The sequence below is a fragment of the Brevundimonas diminuta genome (assembly GCF_050310045.1).
Lineage (GTDB): Bacteria > Pseudomonadota > Alphaproteobacteria > Caulobacterales > Caulobacteraceae > Brevundimonas > Brevundimonas diminuta_F.
Map to the genome: position 1 here is coordinate 2,812,537 of NZ_CP190005.1, position 18,228 is coordinate 2,830,764.

20 protein-coding genes are annotated in these 18,228 nt (G+C 66.3%); 16 read left to right on the forward strand and 4 right to left on the reverse strand.

All coding sequences use genetic code 11. The annotated features are described in order from the left end of the window. The first annotated feature begins 6 nt into the window (after positions 1-6). The 5 genes from lptB (at position 7) to ACORJG_RS13580 (ending at position 4,104) form a co-directional block, all read left to right on the forward strand. Positions 7-807 carry an LPS export ABC transporter ATP-binding protein gene (gene lptB / locus ACORJG_RS13560; protein WP_427789787.1) on the forward strand — a complete coding sequence of 267 codons (801 nt, stop codon included), beginning with the start codon at positions 7-9 and terminating at the stop codon, positions 805-807. 34 nt (positions 808-841) lie between these two features. Further along, positions 842-1,204, forward strand: a complete 363-nt coding sequence (locus tag ACORJG_RS13565; protein WP_427789789.1) for a hypothetical protein — start codon at positions 842-844, stop codon at positions 1,202-1,204. A gap of 103 nt (positions 1,205-1,307) precedes the next feature. Further along, positions 1,308-2,840, forward strand: coding sequence for an RNA polymerase factor sigma-54 (rpoN, locus tag ACORJG_RS13570; RefSeq protein WP_427789790.1), 1,533 nt, complete (start codon positions 1,308-1,310; stop codon positions 2,838-2,840). A 71-nt stretch (positions 2,841-2,911) separates the two neighbouring features. Further along, positions 2,912-3,562 carry a ribosome hibernation-promoting factor, HPF/YfiA family gene (gene hpf / locus ACORJG_RS13575; RefSeq protein WP_427789792.1) on the forward strand — a complete coding sequence of 217 codons (651 nt, stop codon included), beginning with the start codon at positions 2,912-2,914 and terminating at the stop codon, positions 3,560-3,562. A 77-nt stretch (positions 3,563-3,639) separates the two neighbouring features. After that, positions 3,640-4,104, forward strand: a complete 465-nt coding sequence (locus tag ACORJG_RS13580) for a PTS sugar transporter subunit IIA (RefSeq protein WP_427789793.1) — start codon at positions 3,640-3,642, stop codon at positions 4,102-4,104. Positions 4,105-4,158: 54 nt separating this feature from the next. Here the strand turns inward: ACORJG_RS13580 and ACORJG_RS13585 are convergent, their stop codons facing one another. Next, positions 4,159-4,413 (reverse strand): DUF1150 family protein, encoded by a 255-nt coding sequence (locus ACORJG_RS13585; RefSeq protein ID WP_427789794.1) that lies wholly within the window; start codon positions 4,411-4,413, stop codon positions 4,159-4,161. Between the two features lie 60 nt (positions 4,414-4,473). Beyond that, positions 4,474-4,893, reverse strand: coding sequence for an Hsp20 family protein (locus ACORJG_RS13590; RefSeq protein ID WP_427789796.1), 420 nt, complete (start codon positions 4,891-4,893; stop codon positions 4,474-4,476). A 204-nt stretch (positions 4,894-5,097) separates the two neighbouring features. On the opposite strand from ACORJG_RS13590, the gene ACORJG_RS13595 reads away from it, so the two are divergent. Beyond that, on the forward strand, positions 5,098-5,772 hold the full coding sequence (locus tag ACORJG_RS13595; protein ID WP_427789797.1) for an OmpA family protein: 675 nt from the start codon (positions 5,098-5,100) through the stop codon (positions 5,770-5,772). Between the two features lie 291 nt (positions 5,773-6,063). On the opposite strand, the gene ACORJG_RS13600 is transcribed toward ACORJG_RS13595, so the two are convergent. Both ACORJG_RS13600 and ACORJG_RS13605 read right to left on the reverse strand, forming a co-directional pair. Continuing rightward, positions 6,064-7,380 (reverse strand): UDP-glucose dehydrogenase family protein, encoded by a 1,317-nt coding sequence (locus ACORJG_RS13600; protein ID WP_427789799.1) that lies wholly within the window; start codon positions 7,378-7,380, stop codon positions 6,064-6,066. Between the two features lie 184 nt (positions 7,381-7,564). Continuing rightward, entirely contained in the window at positions 7,565-8,722 is a 1,158-nt protein-coding gene (locus ACORJG_RS13605) for an outer membrane beta-barrel protein (RefSeq protein ID WP_427789801.1), read from the reverse strand. Positions 8,723-8,964: 242 nt separating this feature from the next. On the opposite strand from ACORJG_RS13605, the gene ACORJG_RS13610 reads away from it, so the two are divergent. From ACORJG_RS13610 to ACORJG_RS13655, 10 genes are all read left to right on the forward strand, one after another. Continuing rightward, a complete protein-coding gene (locus ACORJG_RS13610; protein WP_427789803.1) occupies positions 8,965-10,287 on the forward strand; it encodes a glycosyltransferase family 4 protein in 1,323 nt (440 codons plus the stop codon). 3 nt (positions 10,288-10,290) lie between these two features. Beyond that, complete coding sequence (gene cysD, locus ACORJG_RS13615) at positions 10,291-11,211, forward strand: sulfate adenylyltransferase subunit CysD (RefSeq protein ID WP_427789805.1); 921 nt, start codon at positions 10,291-10,293, stop codon at positions 11,209-11,211. Next, positions 11,211-13,043 (forward strand): adenylyl-sulfate kinase, encoded by a 1,833-nt coding sequence (cysC, locus tag ACORJG_RS13620; RefSeq protein WP_427789807.1) that lies wholly within the window; start codon positions 11,211-11,213, stop codon positions 13,041-13,043. The genes cysD and cysC overlap by 1 nt, the downstream gene beginning before the upstream one ends. A gap of 149 nt (positions 13,044-13,192) precedes the next feature. Then, positions 13,193-13,966, forward strand: a complete 774-nt coding sequence (locus tag ACORJG_RS13625) for an ABC transporter permease (RefSeq protein WP_427789809.1) — start codon at positions 13,193-13,195, stop codon at positions 13,964-13,966. Between the two features lie 99 nt (positions 13,967-14,065). Continuing rightward, positions 14,066-15,163: a chain-length determining protein gene (locus tag ACORJG_RS13630; RefSeq protein ID WP_427789811.1), complete on the forward strand. Its 1,098-nt coding sequence runs from the start codon at positions 14,066-14,068 to the stop codon at positions 15,161-15,163. Further along, positions 15,163-15,840: an ABC transporter ATP-binding protein gene (locus ACORJG_RS13635; protein ID WP_427789813.1), complete on the forward strand. Its 678-nt coding sequence runs from the start codon at positions 15,163-15,165 to the stop codon at positions 15,838-15,840. The genes ACORJG_RS13630 and ACORJG_RS13635 overlap by 1 nt, the downstream gene beginning before the upstream one ends. Beyond that, positions 15,837-16,691: a hypothetical protein gene (locus ACORJG_RS13640; RefSeq protein ID WP_427789815.1), complete on the forward strand. Its 855-nt coding sequence runs from the start codon at positions 15,837-15,839 to the stop codon at positions 16,689-16,691. Before ACORJG_RS13635 ends, ACORJG_RS13640 begins: the two co-directional genes overlap by 4 nt. A 119-nt stretch (positions 16,692-16,810) precedes the next feature. Further along, positions 16,811-17,089 (forward strand): hypothetical protein, encoded by a 279-nt coding sequence (locus ACORJG_RS13645; RefSeq protein WP_427789817.1) that lies wholly within the window; start codon positions 16,811-16,813, stop codon positions 17,087-17,089. Beyond that, positions 17,086-17,526, forward strand: a complete 441-nt coding sequence (locus ACORJG_RS13650) for a periplasmic heavy metal sensor (protein ID WP_427789819.1) — start codon at positions 17,086-17,088, stop codon at positions 17,524-17,526. The genes ACORJG_RS13645 and ACORJG_RS13650 overlap by 4 nt, the downstream gene beginning before the upstream one ends. 9 nt (positions 17,527-17,535) lie before the next feature. Further along, positions 17,536-18,099, forward strand: a complete 564-nt coding sequence (locus ACORJG_RS13655) for an RNA polymerase sigma factor (RefSeq protein WP_427789821.1) — start codon at positions 17,536-17,538, stop codon at positions 18,097-18,099. Positions 18,100-18,228 lie beyond the last annotated feature (129 nt).

Here is an 18,228-nt window from a genome sequence, read left to right on the forward strand (position 1 = left end):
CCGGGCGTGGCGCGCAAGGAACTCTCGGCCCTGAACCTGCACGCGGCGGAGGCGGACGCCGCCCCCCTGCGCGCGGATGAAACGCGCCCCACGGGCCTGCGCGTCGAGCACATCGCCCGCAGCTTCGGCGAGCGCAAGGTGGTCAGCGACGTCTCCCTGAACGTCCAGCGCGGCGAGGTCTGCGGCCTGCTTGGGCCCAACGGGGCGGGCAAGACGACCTGCTTCTACATGATCACCGGCCTGATCCCCGCTGACAGCGGCTCGATCTGGCTGGACAATGAGGACATCACCCAGCAGCCCATGTACCAGCGCGCGCGCATGGGTCTGGGCTATCTGGCGCAGGAAGCCTCCATCTTCCGCGGCATGACGGTCGAGCAGAACGTCAAGGCCGTGGTCGAACTGCGCGAGAAGAGCGCCGCGGGCGTGCGGGATGAAACGACCCGCCTGCTGGAAGAACTGCGCATCGACCACCTGCGCAACGCCCCGGCCACCGGCCTGTCCGGCGGCGAGCGGCGCCGCGTCGAGATCGCCCGCGCCCTGGCCGCGCGGCCCAGCTTCATGCTGCTGGACGAGCCGTTCGCAGGCATCGACCCCCTGGCCATCGCCGATATCCGTCAGGTGATCCGCTATCTGTCGGGTCAGGGCATCGGCGTGCTGATCACCGACCACAATGTGCGCGAGACGCTGGACATCATCGACCGCGTCTCGATCATCTCTTCCGGCTCCCTGCTGTTCGAGGGCACGGCCGACGAAGCCGTGGCCGACGCCGAGGTGCGCCGCGTCTATCTGGGCGAAATGTACGCCTGACGGCGTTCTGAACGGCCGAGGAGGGGTCGTCGCGATGAAACAGAAAACCTTGGCGGGGCCGCTGCTGGTTCTGGCCCTCTCGGTCGCCGGATGCGCCACGACCGGAGCGGTCAACGCTTCAGGTCTGGGTTCAGCCGCACAGCCCGTGCGGGCCGACATGCCGCCGGGACAGCGCGCATGGCTGGATCGCCTGCGTTGTGAAGACGGCTCCGCACCCGGCTATCAACGCCTGGGCAGCATCGGCATCGGCGGCGACGGCCACGTGGTCGACGCCTATGAGGTGCGCTGCGCGGACCAGCCAGCCTTAGTGATCCACATGGATATGTACCACCCTGGCTACGTCGAGGCTGAAGCTCCGGCTCCGTTCTCGCTGGTCGCCCCACGATCAGCGTTCTGAACCGCCAGCTTCACCGGACGATCTTCGCCAGACGTTAAGGTCTGTGCGGCACCTTCCCAGCAAGAAGCGGGCCAACAGCGCCCGTATGCGGGGTTGAGGCGGCGTGATCGGTCAGAGGCTGGAGGTCAGACAGGGGCAGGGGCTGGTCATCACGCCCCAGCTGCAGCAGGCGATCAAGCTGCTGCAACTGTCGAACCTTGAGCTGGAAGCCTTCATCGAGGGCGAGCTGGAGCGCAATCCCCTGCTGCAGCGCGACGAGGGCGAACCGGGCGGCGACAGCGTGTCTGAAGCCGCCATCGACAGCGCGGCGTCCGAAGGCGGCGGCGACGGCGAACTGCGCTTTACCGAGGGGTCCGACGCCCACGCCGCCAGTCTGGATACGAGCTCCGACGACCTCTATGGCGACGCGGCGCCGGGCGAACGGGTCAGCGACCGCCAGAACGATCCGATGGACACCGGGGCCGGCGATCAGCCCGGCCTGTCCGACTGGTCGCGCGTGGGCGCAGGCGGCGGTCTGGCCGACGGCGAGGAGCGCGAGCGTCCCGACCATCGCGACCTGACCCTGTGGGAGCATCTGCAGGCCCAGGCTTCGGCTGCCGGGTTCAGCCCGGCCGACCACGCCATCGCCCTGACCCTGATCGACGCCACGGACGAGGGCGGCTATCTGCGCGCCGGTCTGGGCGAGATCGCCGAACGGTTGGGCGTCGACGAGGCGCGCGTCGAGGCGGTGCTGGCCGTCTGCCACGGTTTTGAGCCGACCGGCGTCATGGCCCGCTCCATCCCCGAGTGCCTGAAGCTGCAGCTGATCGAGCGGAACCGCTTTGATCCGGCCATGGGCGCCCTGCTGGATCATCTGGACCTGTTGGCGCGGCGCGATCTGGTCGCCCTGCGGCGGGTCTGTGGCGTCGACGCCGAGGATCTGGCCGAGATGATCGCCGAGCTGAAGGCCCTGACGCCGCGCCCCGGCGCAGGCTTCGGCGGCGAACCGGCCCAGACGGTCGTGCCCGACATCCATGTGCGCCCCGACCCGGCGGGCGGCTGGCGGGTGGAGCTGGACACCGACACCCTGCCCCGGCTGCTGGTCGACAAACGCTATCACGCTGTGGTGGCGGCGGGCGCCCGGTCCGACACGGAGAAGACCTTTGTCGCCGAATGCGCGGCCCAGGCCAGCTGGCTGGTCAAGTCGCTGGACCAGCGCGCCCGCACCATCATGAAGGTGGCGGCCGAGATCGTGCGCCAGCAGGACGCCTTCCTGGCCTTCGGCGTCGAGTTCCTGCGCCCGCTGACGCTGAAGACGGTGGCCGAGGCCATCGAGATGCACGAATCGACGGTCAGCCGCGTCACCTCGAACAAATACGTCGCCACCCCGCGCGGGGTGTTCGAACTGAAGTTCTTCTTCACCGCCGCCATCCAGTCCAGCGACGGCGGCGCCGCCCACTCGGCCGAGGCCGTGCGCCAGAGAATCAGGACGATGATCGACGGCGAATCCGGCGACGGCGTGCTGAGCGACGACCGCATCGTCGAAATTCTCAACGAGGCAGGAATCGACATCGCCCGGCGCACTGTGGCGAAATACCGCGAGGCCCTGCGCATTCCCTCGTCCATCCAGCGTCGCCGCCTGATGAAGGTCGGCTGACTGCGACCAAGCGTCACCACAAATCGGTGATCGCCATTGACACCAAAGCCGGTCAGTCGCGTTCTAGGGACATGAAGATCCAAGTCAGCGGCAAGCAAGTGGATGTCGGCGAAGCGCTAAGCTCGCGCATCTCCCAGGAACTCGAAGAGGGCATCGGCAAGTATTTCGCCCGCGGCGCCCAGGACGCCGAAGTCGTGGTGTCAAAGGATCGCCACGGCTTCCGGGTCGACTGCTGGGTGCGTCTGGCTTCGGGCCAGTCGCTGGTGACGACCGGTTTCGGCGGCGACGCCCAGGCCGCCTTCAGCGACAGCCTGGCCAAGCTGGAAAAGCGCGTGCGCCGTTACAAGCGCCGCCTCAAAGACCACCACATCGGGCCCAAGGGCCTGTCGCCCGAGAAGACCGAGAACGCGGCGCGTGAAGTCGCCGCCATGACCATCTTCCGCGACCCCGACACGGTCGAGGATGAAGAGTTCGGCGATGCGGGCCTTGAGGACGAAGCCCCGCCCGTCGGCATGGTCATCGCCGAGACCGAGGCCGAGATCCGCACCCTGACCGTGGGGCGCGCCGTGGCCGAACTGGACATGACCGGCTATCCGCTGGTGATGTTCCGCAACGCCGCCCACGGCGGTCTGGCCGTGGTCTATCGGCGTCCGGACGGCAATGTCGGCTGGATTGATCCGCAACGCACGATCAAAGGCGCGGCGGCGCAAGCCGTCGACTGAGGCTTCCTCAGGAAGGGCGAAGGCGCTAAACAGCCCGCGCCCTTCCGCCAATGTCGGGTTCGATTTTCGGGGTAGAGATGGACATCGCTGATTTGCTGGCGTCGGACGGGATCGTCCTGCGTGGCGGCGCGTCATCCAAGCGTCAGGCGCTGCATGCCGTGGCGGAGGCCTTCGGGGCCGCCTTCAAACTGGACGCCGACAAGGCGTTCGACGCCCTTCAGGAACGTGAGGCTCTGGGCTCGACGGGCCTGGGGTCCGGCGTCGCCGTGCCGCACGCCCGAATCAAGGGTCTGGACCGGGTCTGCGCCGTCTTCGTGCGGCTGGACACGCCGGTAGCCTATGAATCGCTGGACGACCGTCCGGTGGACCTGTTGTTCGCCCTGTTCGCGCCGCTGGAGGCCGGGGCCGAACACCTGCGCGCCCTGGCGGCGGTGTCGCGCGCCCTGCGCTCGCCTGAACTGCGCGAACAACTGCGTCAGGCGCGGACCGTGGACGCCATCCGCGCCCTGTTCGTCAAGGATGTGTCGAAGACCGCCGCCTGAGCGGTCTTCCTCGCCTTTTCCAACCGCTTTGAATACGGCAGGCGCGGCGCGCGCCTAGTGGACCGACATCGGCTCCAGATCGTGCGCCACGGCGGCGGCGAAGGCGGTTTCGCGATCCAGCATGACGGCCAGACGTTCGCCGTCGGCGCCGTGAACGGCATAGAGAACCTGATCCGGATCGATCTCGATATCCGGCGCCGTTTCGACCATGGCGTCGGCCAGAATGTCGGATGCGCGGATCGCGCGGACATAGACCAGATCGGGGGCGCCGAGTTCGGCGAAGTCCTTCGTATTCATGTTGGGCGTCATAAGACCGCCTCCTTACACTTAACTGAACGCCCGGGAAGTCAGGCGGTTCGACGGCTGATCTCAGCCCGTCGTGATGGGAATGCGCCGAACGCTGCGTTCCAGTTCCGGGCGGATCAGGTCGACGTGCAGCAGGCCGTGTTCCAGACGAGCGCCCGCAATCTCAAGCCCGTCGGCCAGCACGAAGTTGCGGACGAACCCCCGCGCGGCAATGCCGCGATGCAGGAAGGCCTGACCGTCGCGGCCCGCGTCGTCGCGCTTACCGGTGATGGTCAGCTGCCGCCCTTCTACGGTGACGGACAGATCCTCTGGCGTGAACCCGGCTACGGCCAGGGTGATGCGCACGGCCGCCTCGCCCACCTGTTCGACATTATAGGGCGGATAGGATTCGCCCGCTGCCTTGGCCGCGCGGTCGATCAGGGCGCGCGTATGGTCGAACCCCAACAGGAACGGGCTGTCGAACAGCAGGGAGCGTGCAGTCATGAGGGGTCCTCGCAAGGAAGCGACCTTGACCGTCCGGCGCCCCCCTGGATCGGCGAAGCGCCCGGTCACGGTTACAGATGGGGGGGCGATGGCGGCAGGTCAACGTTTGCAAAGACGACACGCCGTTCATGGTCCATACACATTGAAACCTTAACTGTAGGGCCTGCGTTTATGCGATCTGATCGCTATCGAAAGGACCACCCCATGCGCGCCAGGCTCGCCATCACCAGCTTGAGCATCGCCGCCCTTCTGGGCGCCGCCGCCTGCACCACCACGGACCCCTACAGCTCTGCCCCGCGCCGCAACAACACCGGCACCGGCGCCTTGGCGGGCGCTGGCGTGGGCGCCCTGCTGGGCTATCTGACCAACACCTCCAGCGGCGAACAGGGCCGCAAGAACGCCCTGATCGGCGCGGGCGTCGGCGCCTTGGCGGGCGCGGGCGTCGGCCAGTATATGGACCGCCAGCAGCGCGCCCTTGAGGCCGAACTTTCGGGCACGGGCGTCGGCGTGGCGCGTCAGGGCGACAATCTGGTCCTGCGGATGCCGTCGGACGTGACCTTCGCCACCAATCAGTCGTCCATCGACACCCGCTTCCTGCCGGTGCTGGATGACGTGGCGCGCGTCATCAATGAGTACGACCGCTCGATGGTCGACGTGATCGGCCACACCGATTCCTCGGGCGGCGATGCGATCAACCAGCCCCTGTCGGAGCGTCGCGCCGCCTCGGTCGCCTCGCACCTGATCAACCGCGGCGTGATGCGCGAGCGCATCTATGTCGCCGGCATGAGCGCGCGCAACCCGATCGCCTCCAACGACACGGTCGAGGGCAAGGCGCAGAACCGCCGCGTCGAAATACTGATCCGTCCGTTCACGGGCTGATCGAGGTCGGGCTGATCCCGGCACAGAGCAAGGAAAGGGGCGTCCCGTTCGGGATCGCCCCTTTTTCATGTGCGCCTGCAGGCGCCGGTCTGACGACGTGGCTCGATCGGCCTCGAAAGCCGCCCTGCCCCTTGCCTTGCCGGACGGACTGCCATCCTGTTGTTCAGGCGGGAGATTCGGATGGATAGCGACGGTCTGGGCAAGGCAATGCGTCTGGCGGGCATCGCGGCGGCGTCAGCCGTCGTCGTGGCGGCGGCCGTCATCACGGTCGGCCGCCTGCTGTTGCTCTAGTCAGGCCGCGTCGAGCGGACGACCGATGGAGAAGTAGCGGAAACCACGCGCCCGCATGTCGTCCGGGCGATAGATGTTGCGCAGATCCACCATGACCGGCTGCTTCAGCAGCAGCTTGATCCGGTCCAGATCCAGCGCGCGGAACTGGTTCCACTCGGTCATGATGACGGCGGCGTCGGCCCCGGCCAGAGCGTCATAGGGCCCGTCCTTGAATACTACGCCGTCCAGAAGTTTGGCCGCCTCCTCCATGCCCTCCGGGTCAAAGGCCTGAACCGTGGCCCCGCGCGCGATCAGCGCAGGCGCCACATCCAGCGAAGGCGCGTCGCGCATGTCGTCGGTGTTCGGTTTGAACGTCAGGCCCAGCAGGGCGACCGTCTTGCCCTTCACGTCGCCGCCCAGCGCCTCGATAATGCGGTCGGCCATGGCCTTTTTACGCGCATCGTTGATGGCGACGGTCGTCTCGATCAGACGCATGGGCGAGCCCGCATCCGTCGCCGTACGCACCAGGGCCATGGTGTCCTTGGGGAAGCACGATCCGCCATAGCCCGGCCCGGCGTGCAGAAACTTCGATCCGATCCGGTTGTCCAGACCGATGCCGCGCGCAACCTGCTGCACATCGGCGCCGACCGCATCGCAGAGGTCGGCGACCTCGTTGATGAAGGTGATCTTCATGGCCAGGAAGGCGTTGGCCGCATATTTGATCAGTTCGGACGTGCGACGCCCGGTGAACATGATCGGCGTCTCATTCAGGTTCAGCGGGCGATACAACTCGGCCATAATAGCGCGGGCGCGCTCATCCGTCGTGCCGACCACGACGCGGTCGGGGCGTTTGAAGTCGCCAATGGCGGCGCCTTCTCGCAGGAATTCAGGGTTGGAGACAACGGCGAACTCAGCATCCGGCCGCCGCTCGCGAATGATGCGCTCGATCTCGTCGCCGGTGCCGACAGGAACGGTGGACTTGGTCACCACGACGGTGAAGCCCTGCATCAGGTCGGCGATCTCTTCGGCCGCCGCATAGACATAGGACAGATCCGCGTGGCCATCGCCGCGGCGTGACGGCGTCCCGACAGCGATGAAGACGGCGTCAGCGTTGCGGATCGCCTCGGCGCCGTCGACGGCGAAGGCCAGACGGCCTCCCCGCACATTACTGGCCACCAGATCATCCAGCCCCGGCTCATAGATGGGCATGATGTTCTGGTGCAGACGCTCGATCTTGGAGGCGTCCTTGTCGACGCAGGTCACGGTGTGGCCGAAATCGGCGAAACAGGCGCCTGACACCAGGCCGACGTAACCCGTTCCAATCATGGCGACGCGCATGGACTGCTCCTTCTACAACCGTCCCTGTCGCAATAGCCCTGCACGCAAAGCGGCGCCAGCGACGGTCCGCCGCAGAATGCAGAAAAGACCAAAGAAAAAAGGCGGCTGATCCGTGATGGATCAGCCGCCCTCAATATCTTCAACCGAAAGGCTTCGGAGACCGGTCACCCGGCCTCCTAGCGCCTTAGAAGTTGATGTCGACGGTAGCGCGACGGTTCAGCGGCTCACGCACGCCGTCAGCCGTCGGCTTGGCCAGGTCGGTCTTGCCCTTGCCGTCCAGCGAGATCACGCCGCCGTTGACGCCTTGAGCGACCAGGGCGTCAGCCACGGTGCGCGCACGGCGGTTCGACAGGCCCAGGTTGTAGGCCTGCGAACCCATGGTGTCGGTGTGACCGACGACCAGGATACGGGTCGGAGCGCCCGACTTGGCGTAGTTGGCGGCTTGCGACACCACCGAGCGGGCTTCCGCCGTCAGATCCGAACGGTCGAAGTCGAAGTAGACCACGAACTGACGCGCAGCCGGCTTGGCCGGAGGCGGCGGAGGCGGCGGCGGAGGCGGCGGGGGCGGGGGAGGCGGGGGCGGCGGCGGCGGCGGGGGCGGCGGCGGGGCCACCGGCTCGGCGCCGAACGCATAGCGCAGACCCAGCGTCACGGTGTGCGACTGGTCGTAGTCGCCCGACAGCGAACCGAAGACCGGGCCGGCCGACTGCGTCGTGTCGAAGGACATGTCGCCCGTCAGGTAACGGTAGGTCAGGTCGATGTTGGCGCGGTCGCCGACGGCCCAGGCCAGACCGGCGATCGCCTGAGCGGCGAACTTGGTCGAGGTGTCGTCAGCCGTGAAGGTGACGCCCGGGTTCTGACGCAGACGGCCCGTGGTGTCGGTCTTGACGCGGTTCACACCGACGCCCAGGCCCACGAACGGACGGATGGTCCATTCCGGCGAACCGAAGTCATAGATGACGTTGCCCATCAGGGTCGTCGCCGTGATGTCGCCTTCCGGCGAATGGCACGGGCCGGTGGCCGGGGTCAGGTTGCACAGGCCGTTCGGACCCGAGACAGCGCGGACCTTGCCGATGTCGCCCGAGCGGTAACCGCCTTCGAGCTCAACACGCCAGTTCGGGTTGAAGCGATAGCCCAGACGCGCAAAAGCCGCCCAGCCGTCGTTCACTTCCCAGTTCCAGTGGTGACCGGTCGCCGAAGCTTCCGTGTTGATGTCGTCGATCATATGGTAGCCGGCGTCGATCGCGCCGTACCAGCCATCGGGCTCCGCCGAAGCAGCGCCGGCCGACAGGGCCAGGGCGGCCGCCGCGCTCGACGCCAGGATCAAACTCTTGACACGCATGAAATGCGGCCCTCCGAGGTCTGTTGACAAGTGGGCGACAGGAAAGGTCACCTGCGGCGTCCCTATCAGCGTTGCCATTTCCGGTCGAGCAGAAAGGCGCTGATGTCACTGCTAATTTGAGAATAGTGGCCCGCGCGCTACAGGATTAAACACGGCGTAAACCTTAACACGCGGCTGCCCCCTTGACCTGCCGCCCGGCCTGTCGTCCACAGTCGCGAGACTTCGACAGCATATCGGGCACCATGGCTTCCATCTGCATTGACGGCTTCAACCTGGCGCTGGCGAAGGGCTCCGGCATCGCCACCTATGGCCGGAACCTGTTGCTGAACGCGCGGGAAATCGGTCTGGGAACCCAGGCGCTATACGGGCCGCCCGCCCCACGGCGCGCCAGCAACGTCGTCAATGAAACCGCCCTGACCGACGCGGAGCGCCCGCCCGAAAAGCTGAACCGCAAGAAGAAGATGCAGCGTTTCCGCGACACCTACATGTCGCGTTTCGGTCGCGAGGCCCACGCCATCCTGCCCTCAGGCGAGGTGATCTGGCCCAGCCGCGCCGGCGGTCGTCCCGCTGTGGACCGCTTCTGGGCGGCGCAGAACCTGTTCCTGACCGCCAACCGCTGCTTCGCCGCCTATGGCAGGGAGACGCCTGTGCGTTTTGAAGCCGCGAGGGAGGCCCCCGCCCCCGACGTGATGCACTGGACGGCGACCCTGCCTCTGTATGCGCAGGGCGTGCCGAACATCTACACCATTCACGACCTGATCCCCCTGCGCCTGCCGCATACGACGATGGACGACAAGGCCGTCTACATGAAGCTGTGCGAGGTCGTCGCCGCGCGGGCAGACCATATCGCCGTGGTGTCCGAGACCACGCGTCAGGACGTCATCCGCCTGCTGGGCGTCTCGGAGGACCGCGTCACCAACACCTACCAGGCCGTGGACCTGCCGCCCTCCCTGACGGGACGCGGCCAGGCCGAGGTGGAACTTGAGCTTGAAGGCGTCTTCAACCTGGGCTGGAAGGGCTATTTCCTGCACTTCGGCGCCATCGAACCGAAGAAGAACCTGGGCCGCATCGTCGAGGCCTATCTGGCGTCGGGCAGCAGGACGCCGCTGGTGATCATCGGCGGTCGCGCGTGGCTGGATGAGGGCGAAACCGCCCTGCTGAACCAGGTCAAGCGCGACGGAGGACCAAGCGCCGACAGGATCCGTCAGTATGAGTATATGCCCTTCTCCATGCTGATCAGCCTGATCCGGGGCGCCAGGGCCACGCTGTTTCCGTCGCTGTATGAAGGCTTCGGCCTCCCGGTGCTGGAATCCATGGCCCTGTCGACGGCGGTGCTGACCTCGACCGGCGGATCACTGCCCGAAGTGGCTGGGGATGCTGCCCTGGTCGTCGACCCCTATGACGTTCAGGCCATCACGCGCGGCATTCAGGCGCTGGACGCCGATGAAGCCCTGCGCGCCGATCTGGAAGCGCGAGGTCTGGGCCAGGCCGGAAAGTTCACCCCCGCCGCCTATCAGGCGCGCCTGCGGGACCTGTACGCCAAGGTCGGCCTGGCGACGTCCTGAGTCATGAGCGCCGCCCTGACGCCGCAACGCCTGAGCCATCTTGATCGGCTGGAGGCGGAAAGCATCCACATCCTGCGCGAAGTGGCGGCCGAATGCGCCCGCCCCGTGCTGCTTTACTCGATCGGCAAGGATTCAGCCGCCCTGCTGCATCTGGCGCGCAAGGCCTTCCACCCGGCGCCGCCGCCCTTTCCGCTGCTGCACGTCGACACGACATGGAAATTCCGAGCCATGTACGCTCTGCGCGACCGCATGGCGGCCGAGAGCGGAGCGCGGCTGATCGTCTACCGCAACCCTGAGGCGGAAGCCCTTGGGATCAATCCCTTTGAACATGGTTCCGCCGTCCATACGGACATGTGGAAGACGCAAGGGCTGAAGCAGGCGCTGGACCTGCACGGTTTCGACGCCGCCATCGGCGGGGCGCGACGTGACGAAGAGGCCAGCCGCGCCAAGGAACGGGTCTTCTCGTTCCGCGGCCCCGGCCACCGCTGGGATCCGCGCCGCCAGCGTCCAGAGTTGTGGAATCTTTATAACGCCCGCGCTTCCCCGGGCGAAAGCATGCGCGTCTTCCCCCTGTCGAACTGGACCGAGTTCGATGTCTGGGACTACATCGCCGCCGAGAACATCCCCGTCGTGGACCTGTATTTCGCCGCCCCCCGCCCCGTGGTCCGCCGAGAAGGCGCACTGATCGTGGTCGATGACGAGCGGATGCGGCTTTTGCCCGGCGAGACGCCGGAAATCCGCACCGTGCGTTTCCGCACTCTGGGCTGCTATCCTCTGTCCGGCGCCATCGAGAGCCAGGCCTGCAGCCTAGAGACGATCATCGCCGAGATGCGCGCCTCACGTACTTCCGAACGGCAGGGCCGCCTGATCGACCGCGACCAGGCCGGATCGATGGAGCGCAAGAAGCAGGAGGGCTATTTCTGATGACGCCCGACGCTGAAACACCCGCCCCTCAGCGCGACCTGCTGCGCTTCATCACCTGCGGCTCGGTCGATGACGGCAAGTCGACCCTGATCGGCCGCCTGCTGCATGACCTGGGCGCCGTGCCGGAGGACCAGCTGGCGAGCATCCTGAACGCCGACGGCCAGCCCGACTTCTCGCGCCTGGTCGACGGCCTGCTGGCCGAGCGGGAACAGGGCATCACCATTGATGTCGCCTATCGCTACTTCTCGACGGAAACGCGCAGCTTCATCGTCGCCGACACGCCGGGGCATGAACAATATACGCGCAATATGGCGACCGGAGCCTCGACCGCCGACGCGGCCGTCATCCTGGTGGATGCCCGCAAAGGGATGCTGACCCAGACGCGACGTCACGCCCACATCCTGGCCCTGATGGGGGTTCGGCGAGTGATCCTGGCTGTGACCAAGATGGACCTGACGGACTGGTCCGCAGGAACTTTCGATCGGATCGCGACAGAGTTCGACGGCTATGCCCGACAGATCGGCCTTGAAGCGCGCGCCATCCCCCTGTCGGGCGCGACTGGCGAGAATGTCGTCGCTCGCGGCGGCGCAGACTGGTTCAACGGTCCGACCCTGATAGAGGCGCTGGAGAAGCTGCCTGTCGTAACGACGGACCCGGATCAGGCTTTCCGCCTGCCGGTGCAGGGCGTCGTGCGCCCCGATCAGGACCTACGCGCCTATACCGGTTTGATCGCCTCCGGAACTGTGCGTCCTGGCGACGCCGTCCGGGCCGTGCCGTCCGGCGTCGTCTCGCAGGTGGCCCGCCTTCTGGCGCCCGAAGGCGACCGCGACGCGGCCATCGCCGGTCAATCGGTCATGCTGACCCTGACCGACGAGATCGACCTGTCGCGCGGCGATGTCCTGTGCGCCGCCGCTGACCCGCTGGAGGCCGCAGACCAGTTTGAAGCGACCGTGATCTGGATGGATGAGGCCCCTCTGCTGCCCGGCCGCCAGTACGACCTGAAGCTGGGCGCACGCACGGTCGCGGCCTCCGTCACCGACATCCGGCACAAGGTGAACGTCAACAGCCTGGAGGCCCTGGCCGCGCGGACGCTGGAGTTGAACGACATCGGCGTCTGTCACCTGTCGCTGGGCGGCGACGTGGCCTTCGCCCCTTATGAAACGAACCGTCAGTTGGGCGGCTTCATCCTGATCGACCGGATAAGTCGGACTACGGTGGGGGCGGGCATGATCCGCTTCGCCCTTCGTCGCGCCCACAACATCCACCGTCAGTCCATCCGTGTGGACCGCGCCCGCCGCGCCGCACTCAAGGGTCAGGAGCCTGCCGTCCTGTGGTTCACGGGCCTGTCCGGCGCGGGCAAATCCACCATCGCCAACCTGGTCGAAGAACAGTTGGCCGCCGAAGGTCGCCACACCTATCTGATCGACGGCGACAACCTGCGTCACGGCCTGAGCCGCGATCTGGGCTTCACCGACGCCGACCGGGTGGAGAACATCCGTCGCGCCGCCGAAGCCGCCCGGATGATGGCGGACGCAGGGCTGATCGTCCTGGTCTGTCTGATTTCCCCCTTCCGCGCCGAACGCGATATGGCCCGTGAAATGATGGGCGACATCCGCTTTCTGGAGGTCTTCGTCGACGCTCCGCTGGCGGTCGCCGAAGGGCGGGACGTCAAGGGCCTGTACGCCAAGGCCCGACGCGGCGAACTGACGAACTTCACCGGCATCGACAGCCCCTATGAAGCGCCGCCGAAGCCCGATGTGCTCATCCCCGCCGAACGGATGCCCCCCGCCGAGGCCGCCCGCGCCGTCCTGCAACGGCTGCGCCAGCCTTAAACGCCGGGTGCGCCTCGCCTTTCCTGGCTGTCCGCCGAGGAAACAGTTGCACGGCAGCCGGGGTGGGCTATGTTCGGCTGCCATCGGCGCAGAAACATTACAGCGCCTTTTCAAGCTCCTTGCAGCATCGCTGCGTCAACACCCGTTCGATGTTCGCAAAAGCCGCCCGCCACCTGAGAATCATCGGCGCATTGACCATGCGTGAAATGGTCACGCGGTTCGGCCGTGAAGGTCTGGGCTTCGCCTGGATGGTCGCCGAACCCCTGTTTTTCTGTTTCGGCGTGATGATCCTGTGGAGCTTCACCAAACCGGCCTATGAGCACGGCATACGCCTGGCCCCGTTCGTGATGACGGGCTATATGTCGCTGATCCTGATCCGCCACCTGATCGCCATCCTGTCTTCGGCGCTGAGGTCGAACATCGGGATCCTGTATCACCGCGACGTCAAGCCGATGCACATCTTCACGGCGCGGATCGTGCTGGAGATCGGCGGCACGACGATCGCCTTCATCATCGTCTACCTGGTCCTGTTCGCCATCGGCGAAACCAATGCTCCGACCAACTATCTGAACCTTTACGGCGGCTGGCTGCTGCTGTGCTGGGTCGCGGTCGGTTTCGCCCTGGTCCTGACCGGCCTGGCCATGCGGTTCGAGGTGTTTGAAAGACTGCTCAGCCTGATCAGCTATCTGATGATCCCCCTGTCGGGCGCTTTCGCCATGGTGGCCTGGCTGCCGCCCAGATATCAGGAAATCATCCTTCTCATCCCCTTTGTGCATGGCGTGGAGATGATACGTTCGGGCGTATTCAGCGAATTCACCCCGACGCATTTCGACCCTCCCTACGCCCTGCTATGTGGCGCCATGCTCAATCTGCTAGGCTTGGCGATGATCGCAGGCGCCCGTGACCGGCTTGCAGACGAATGACAGAGCCCACGTTTTCCAAGGCGAAACCACTCCATGGCTGAGCAAAAGATCAGTTACGTCGGCCCCCTCAAAGCCACTGAGGGTCCCCGCAGGAAGTCCGTGGACATATGGAAACGGCTGCCGCTGGGCTTCATACTGGTCGTCGTCCTGCCCACCCTGGTCGCGGCGACCTATTTCCTGATGATCGCCTCCCCCCGCTACGTTTCGGAGGCGCGCTTCGTCGTGCGTTCGCCCAATGTGGGCCAGCCTTCGGCGGTCGGCTTGGCTCTTCAGGGGGTCGGCTTCTCCAACGGCATGAACGACGCCTTCGCCGTGCATGAGTATATTTCCTCACGCGACGGCCTGAAGGAACTGCAACAGTCCTTTGACCTCAACAAGGTCTTTGACCACCCGGGCACCGACTTCCTGTCCCGCTACCCCCGCCCCGGTGAATCCCGGAGCGAGGAAGGCCTCTACAAGGCGTTCAAGCGCTTCATGGTCGTCGGCTATGACGCCGGAACCGGCATCAGCACCCTGCGTGTCGAAGCCTTCACCGCCAAGGAGGCTCAGGACGTCAACAAGGCCCTGCTGGCCAGCGGCGAAGCGCTGATCAACCGCCTGAACGAACGCGCCTCGGGCAACGCCGTGCGCGACGCCAAGGCCGCGTTAGAGCGAGCGCAGACCGAAGTCTCCGAGTCGCAACAGGCGCTGACCGCCCTTCGCAACAACGCCCGTTTCATCGATCCGCGCCTGGCCGCCGCTGAGAGCACCGGCGTCATCAATGGCCTGCTGGTGACCATCGCCCAGCTGCGTGCCGAACGCGCCCAGGTCGCGGCCGAAGCGCCGTCCAGCCCGCAGCTGCCGATCCTGGACAATCGCATCGCCGCTTATGAGCGTCAGGTGGAAGAGGCCCGCGCCCGGATGGCAGGGGACGCCACCTCCCTGGCCGCCAAGATCGGGCCGTTTGAAGAACTGACCCTGCGCCGAGAAATCGCCGACAAACAGCTCGCCCAGGCGACGGCCGCCCTGCTGTCGGCCGAACAGGAGGCCCGCCGCCAGAAGCTTTATCTGGAGCGCATCGTCGAACCCAGCTTGGCGGACAAGCCGACCGAGCCGCGGCGCTGGCGCGCCATTCTCACCGTGCTGGCGTCGGCACTGCTCATCTACGGCGTGGGCTGGCTGATCTGGGCCGGCGTGCGGGAACACAGGCAGGACTGATGACGCTCGACGTCGAAACGGATCCCGGCCTTCGCGTCCGCAACGTCTCGAAGACCTATCACGGCAAGAAAAAGCCGCTGTTCACCGGTCTGGACTTCGATCTGGGCCGATCGGGACGGCTGGCCATTCTGGGCCGCAACGGGCAGGGCAAGTCGACGCTGATCAAGATGCTGGGCGGGGTCATGCCCGCCACCGAAGGCTCGATTTCCTGGCGGATGAGTTCTTCGTGGCCCATCGGGTTCGGCGGGGGATTTCAGGGCAGCCTGTCAGGCTTGGACAACGTCCGTTTCCTGGCCCGCCTCTATGAGAAGGACTACAGGGAGACCCTGAGACGCGTCGACGACTTCGCCGAACTGGGCAAGGCGCTGAGCGAACCGGTCAAGCACTACTCCTCGGGGATGCGCGCCCGCCTGGCTTTCGGTCTGTCCCTTGCCATTGAATTCGATTGCTATCTGATCGACGAACTGGTGGCGGTCGGCGACGCTCGCTTTCAGCGCAAATGCCAGGAAGGTCTGTTCGAAAAACAGGCCCACCGCGCCTTCCTCATGGCCTCGCACAACGTTCAGTTGATCGCTGAATACTGCGATCGCGCCCTCATCATCGAAAGCGGCCGCGCCAAGATGTTCGATGACATCCAGGAGGCGGTCGAAGTCTACACCTGGCTGCGGGCCGCATGACGACGCCCATGCCCAACGCCGACTGGATCGTCCTGCCCGAACAGCAGGGTCGGCAGGCGTGGATCGCCGCCCTGCAGGCCGCAGCCGCCCGGTCCGGGCGTCGTCTTCATGATACGGACCATGGCGATGCGCCCGCCGACGCGGACCGCGCCCTGCTGCTGACCGCCTCGGCCGAAAAGGCGCTCGGTCGCCAGCCCGACGCCCGCCGGATCGCCGCCATCCTGGACACGCCGGACGTCATCGTGCCCGAGGGGGTCGATCAGGCCCGACGTCACGGGATCGTGCATCTCGCAACCCAGAACTTCGCACGGTTGGCCCTGCTGCCCCGAAACCGGGTTTTCGGTCCTGACGTCGTCGATTCCGGCGCGCTACGCCTGTTCCCCGATCTGGACGTGATGCGCCCGGAAGGGATTCGCACAGCGCCCGGCCCCATGACCCGGGCCCTGGAGATCTATTCGCAGGGCAAGGCGACGTGGTCCGGCGAAGTCCTGTCCTGGCTACAGCCGCCGATGCACGCCGGCGGCTTTTCAACGCTGGATCTGACCGGCCGGCCGCGCACCATCGTTCATGGCCCCTATTTCGAAATACCCGCAGGTCGATGGAAGGCAACCTTCACCCTGTCCGTGGACGACCATTCAGCGCGCTATCTTTTCCGCGCCGACTGGGGCGGAATCGAAGTCTACAGCAGTCAGGAATTCCGGCCCTGGCGACCAGGTGTCTTCGAGATCGAAATGGTTCACGACTGGGCGGCGCCTGGAGCGGTCGAATTCCGGTTGCTGGTGATGGAAGGCGTTTTCCATGGCGAGATCAGCCTGTCAGACCTGACGGTCGTCCGGGTTGACGCGCCATAGCAGGCAAAAGACGGCGCGCGTCGGACCAGCACCTGTGCCCGGCTCCTGGATGAACCGCTATCGGCAAGGGAAACTTCCCTCCCCCGCGTAGGGATAAGCAAAGCCGAAACAGGTGCAGAATGACAGACGACATCCGGCATATGCTGGCGCCCCCCTTTCCGGACAGCCACATCGCTCCCGACAGCCTTGAGGCCGACGTCTGGCGCCGGATCGACAAACGGCTGGAGCAGCGCCGCGCCCGTCAGGTCCGGCTGACCGTCACGGCTGTCGCCCTGTTGGTCGGCGTCGCCAACGGCGGTCTGTCGGGACAGGCGTTCCAGCCGGGACGCTCTGACATCCAGATATTCAGCGTGTCGGCCGGTCTTTCCCCCATGACGCGGCTGGAGGTCGGCGGATGAGCGCAGGCTGGAAGTCCATGGCCCTGACTGTGGCGCTGGCCGCCCTGGCCAGCGGCGGCGGCGCCTGGTGGACGGCGGGCTGGATGATGAAGCGGAATGAAACACCCGGCGTCCACGACATCGTACATCGCAGGTTGAAGCCGACAGGAGAGCAGGACGACCGACTGAACGCAATAGAGGCCCGGTTCGCAGTGCAACGCGAAGCGCTCGAAAGCGAGTTGCGCGCCGCCAATCGCGAACTGGCGAACGCGATCGCCGCCAGTCAGGGCGACACCCCCGAAGTCCGCGCCGCCGTCGACCGCTTCCACGACGCCATGGGCGCCCTGCAGAAGGCGACCATCGCCCATGTGTTCGAGATGCGGGCCGTGCTGACGCCGGAACAGGCGCGCGTCTTCGACCGGGAAATCGCGGACGCCCTGACGCAAGAGCCGCGGTGAAGGTCGCAGGTGACGACCCTGGGCGACACTGACGAAGCGCGCGCGGCGCGCGGCGACCGGGCGGCCTTCAGCGCCCTGATGGCGGCGACCAGCGGCGACCTGCACCGTTTCATCCGCCGTTACGTCGGCGATACGGACGAAGCGCGCGACCTGCTGCAGGAAACCTATGTCGCGGCATGGCTGGCGATCCGCAGCTATGATCCGGCACGGCCGTTCGACGTGTGGCTGCGCGCCATCGCCCTCAACAAATGCCGGGACTGGGGCCGCAAGCGCGCCGTCCGGCGCATCGTGCGCGGGGTCATGGGGCTGGACGCGCCAGAAGCCATGGCCGCAGGTGATGAAACGCCCGGAGCGGAGACCCGGCTGGACGACCGCCGCCGCATGGCCGCGCTGGACCGCGCCCTGGCCGATCTGCCCGATGCGCTGAAGGCGCCGCTGCTGCTGGCGACGCTGGAGGGGCGTTCTCACGTCGAGATCGCCCGACTGCTGGGCGTCACGCCCAAGGCGGTCGAAACCCGTATCTGCCGGGCGCGCCGGATGCTGGACCAGAAACTGGGCCGTATCCGGACATAGCGGCCCAGTTCGTCCTAAAGGTGCGGCGCCCTGACGCAGACCGGCTCTGCGAGGGGGCGACGCAACCCTTACGTATTCCAGTCAGACCCCTTCCCCCTGCACGATCCGTTGCGACGGAAAAGCTGGCCG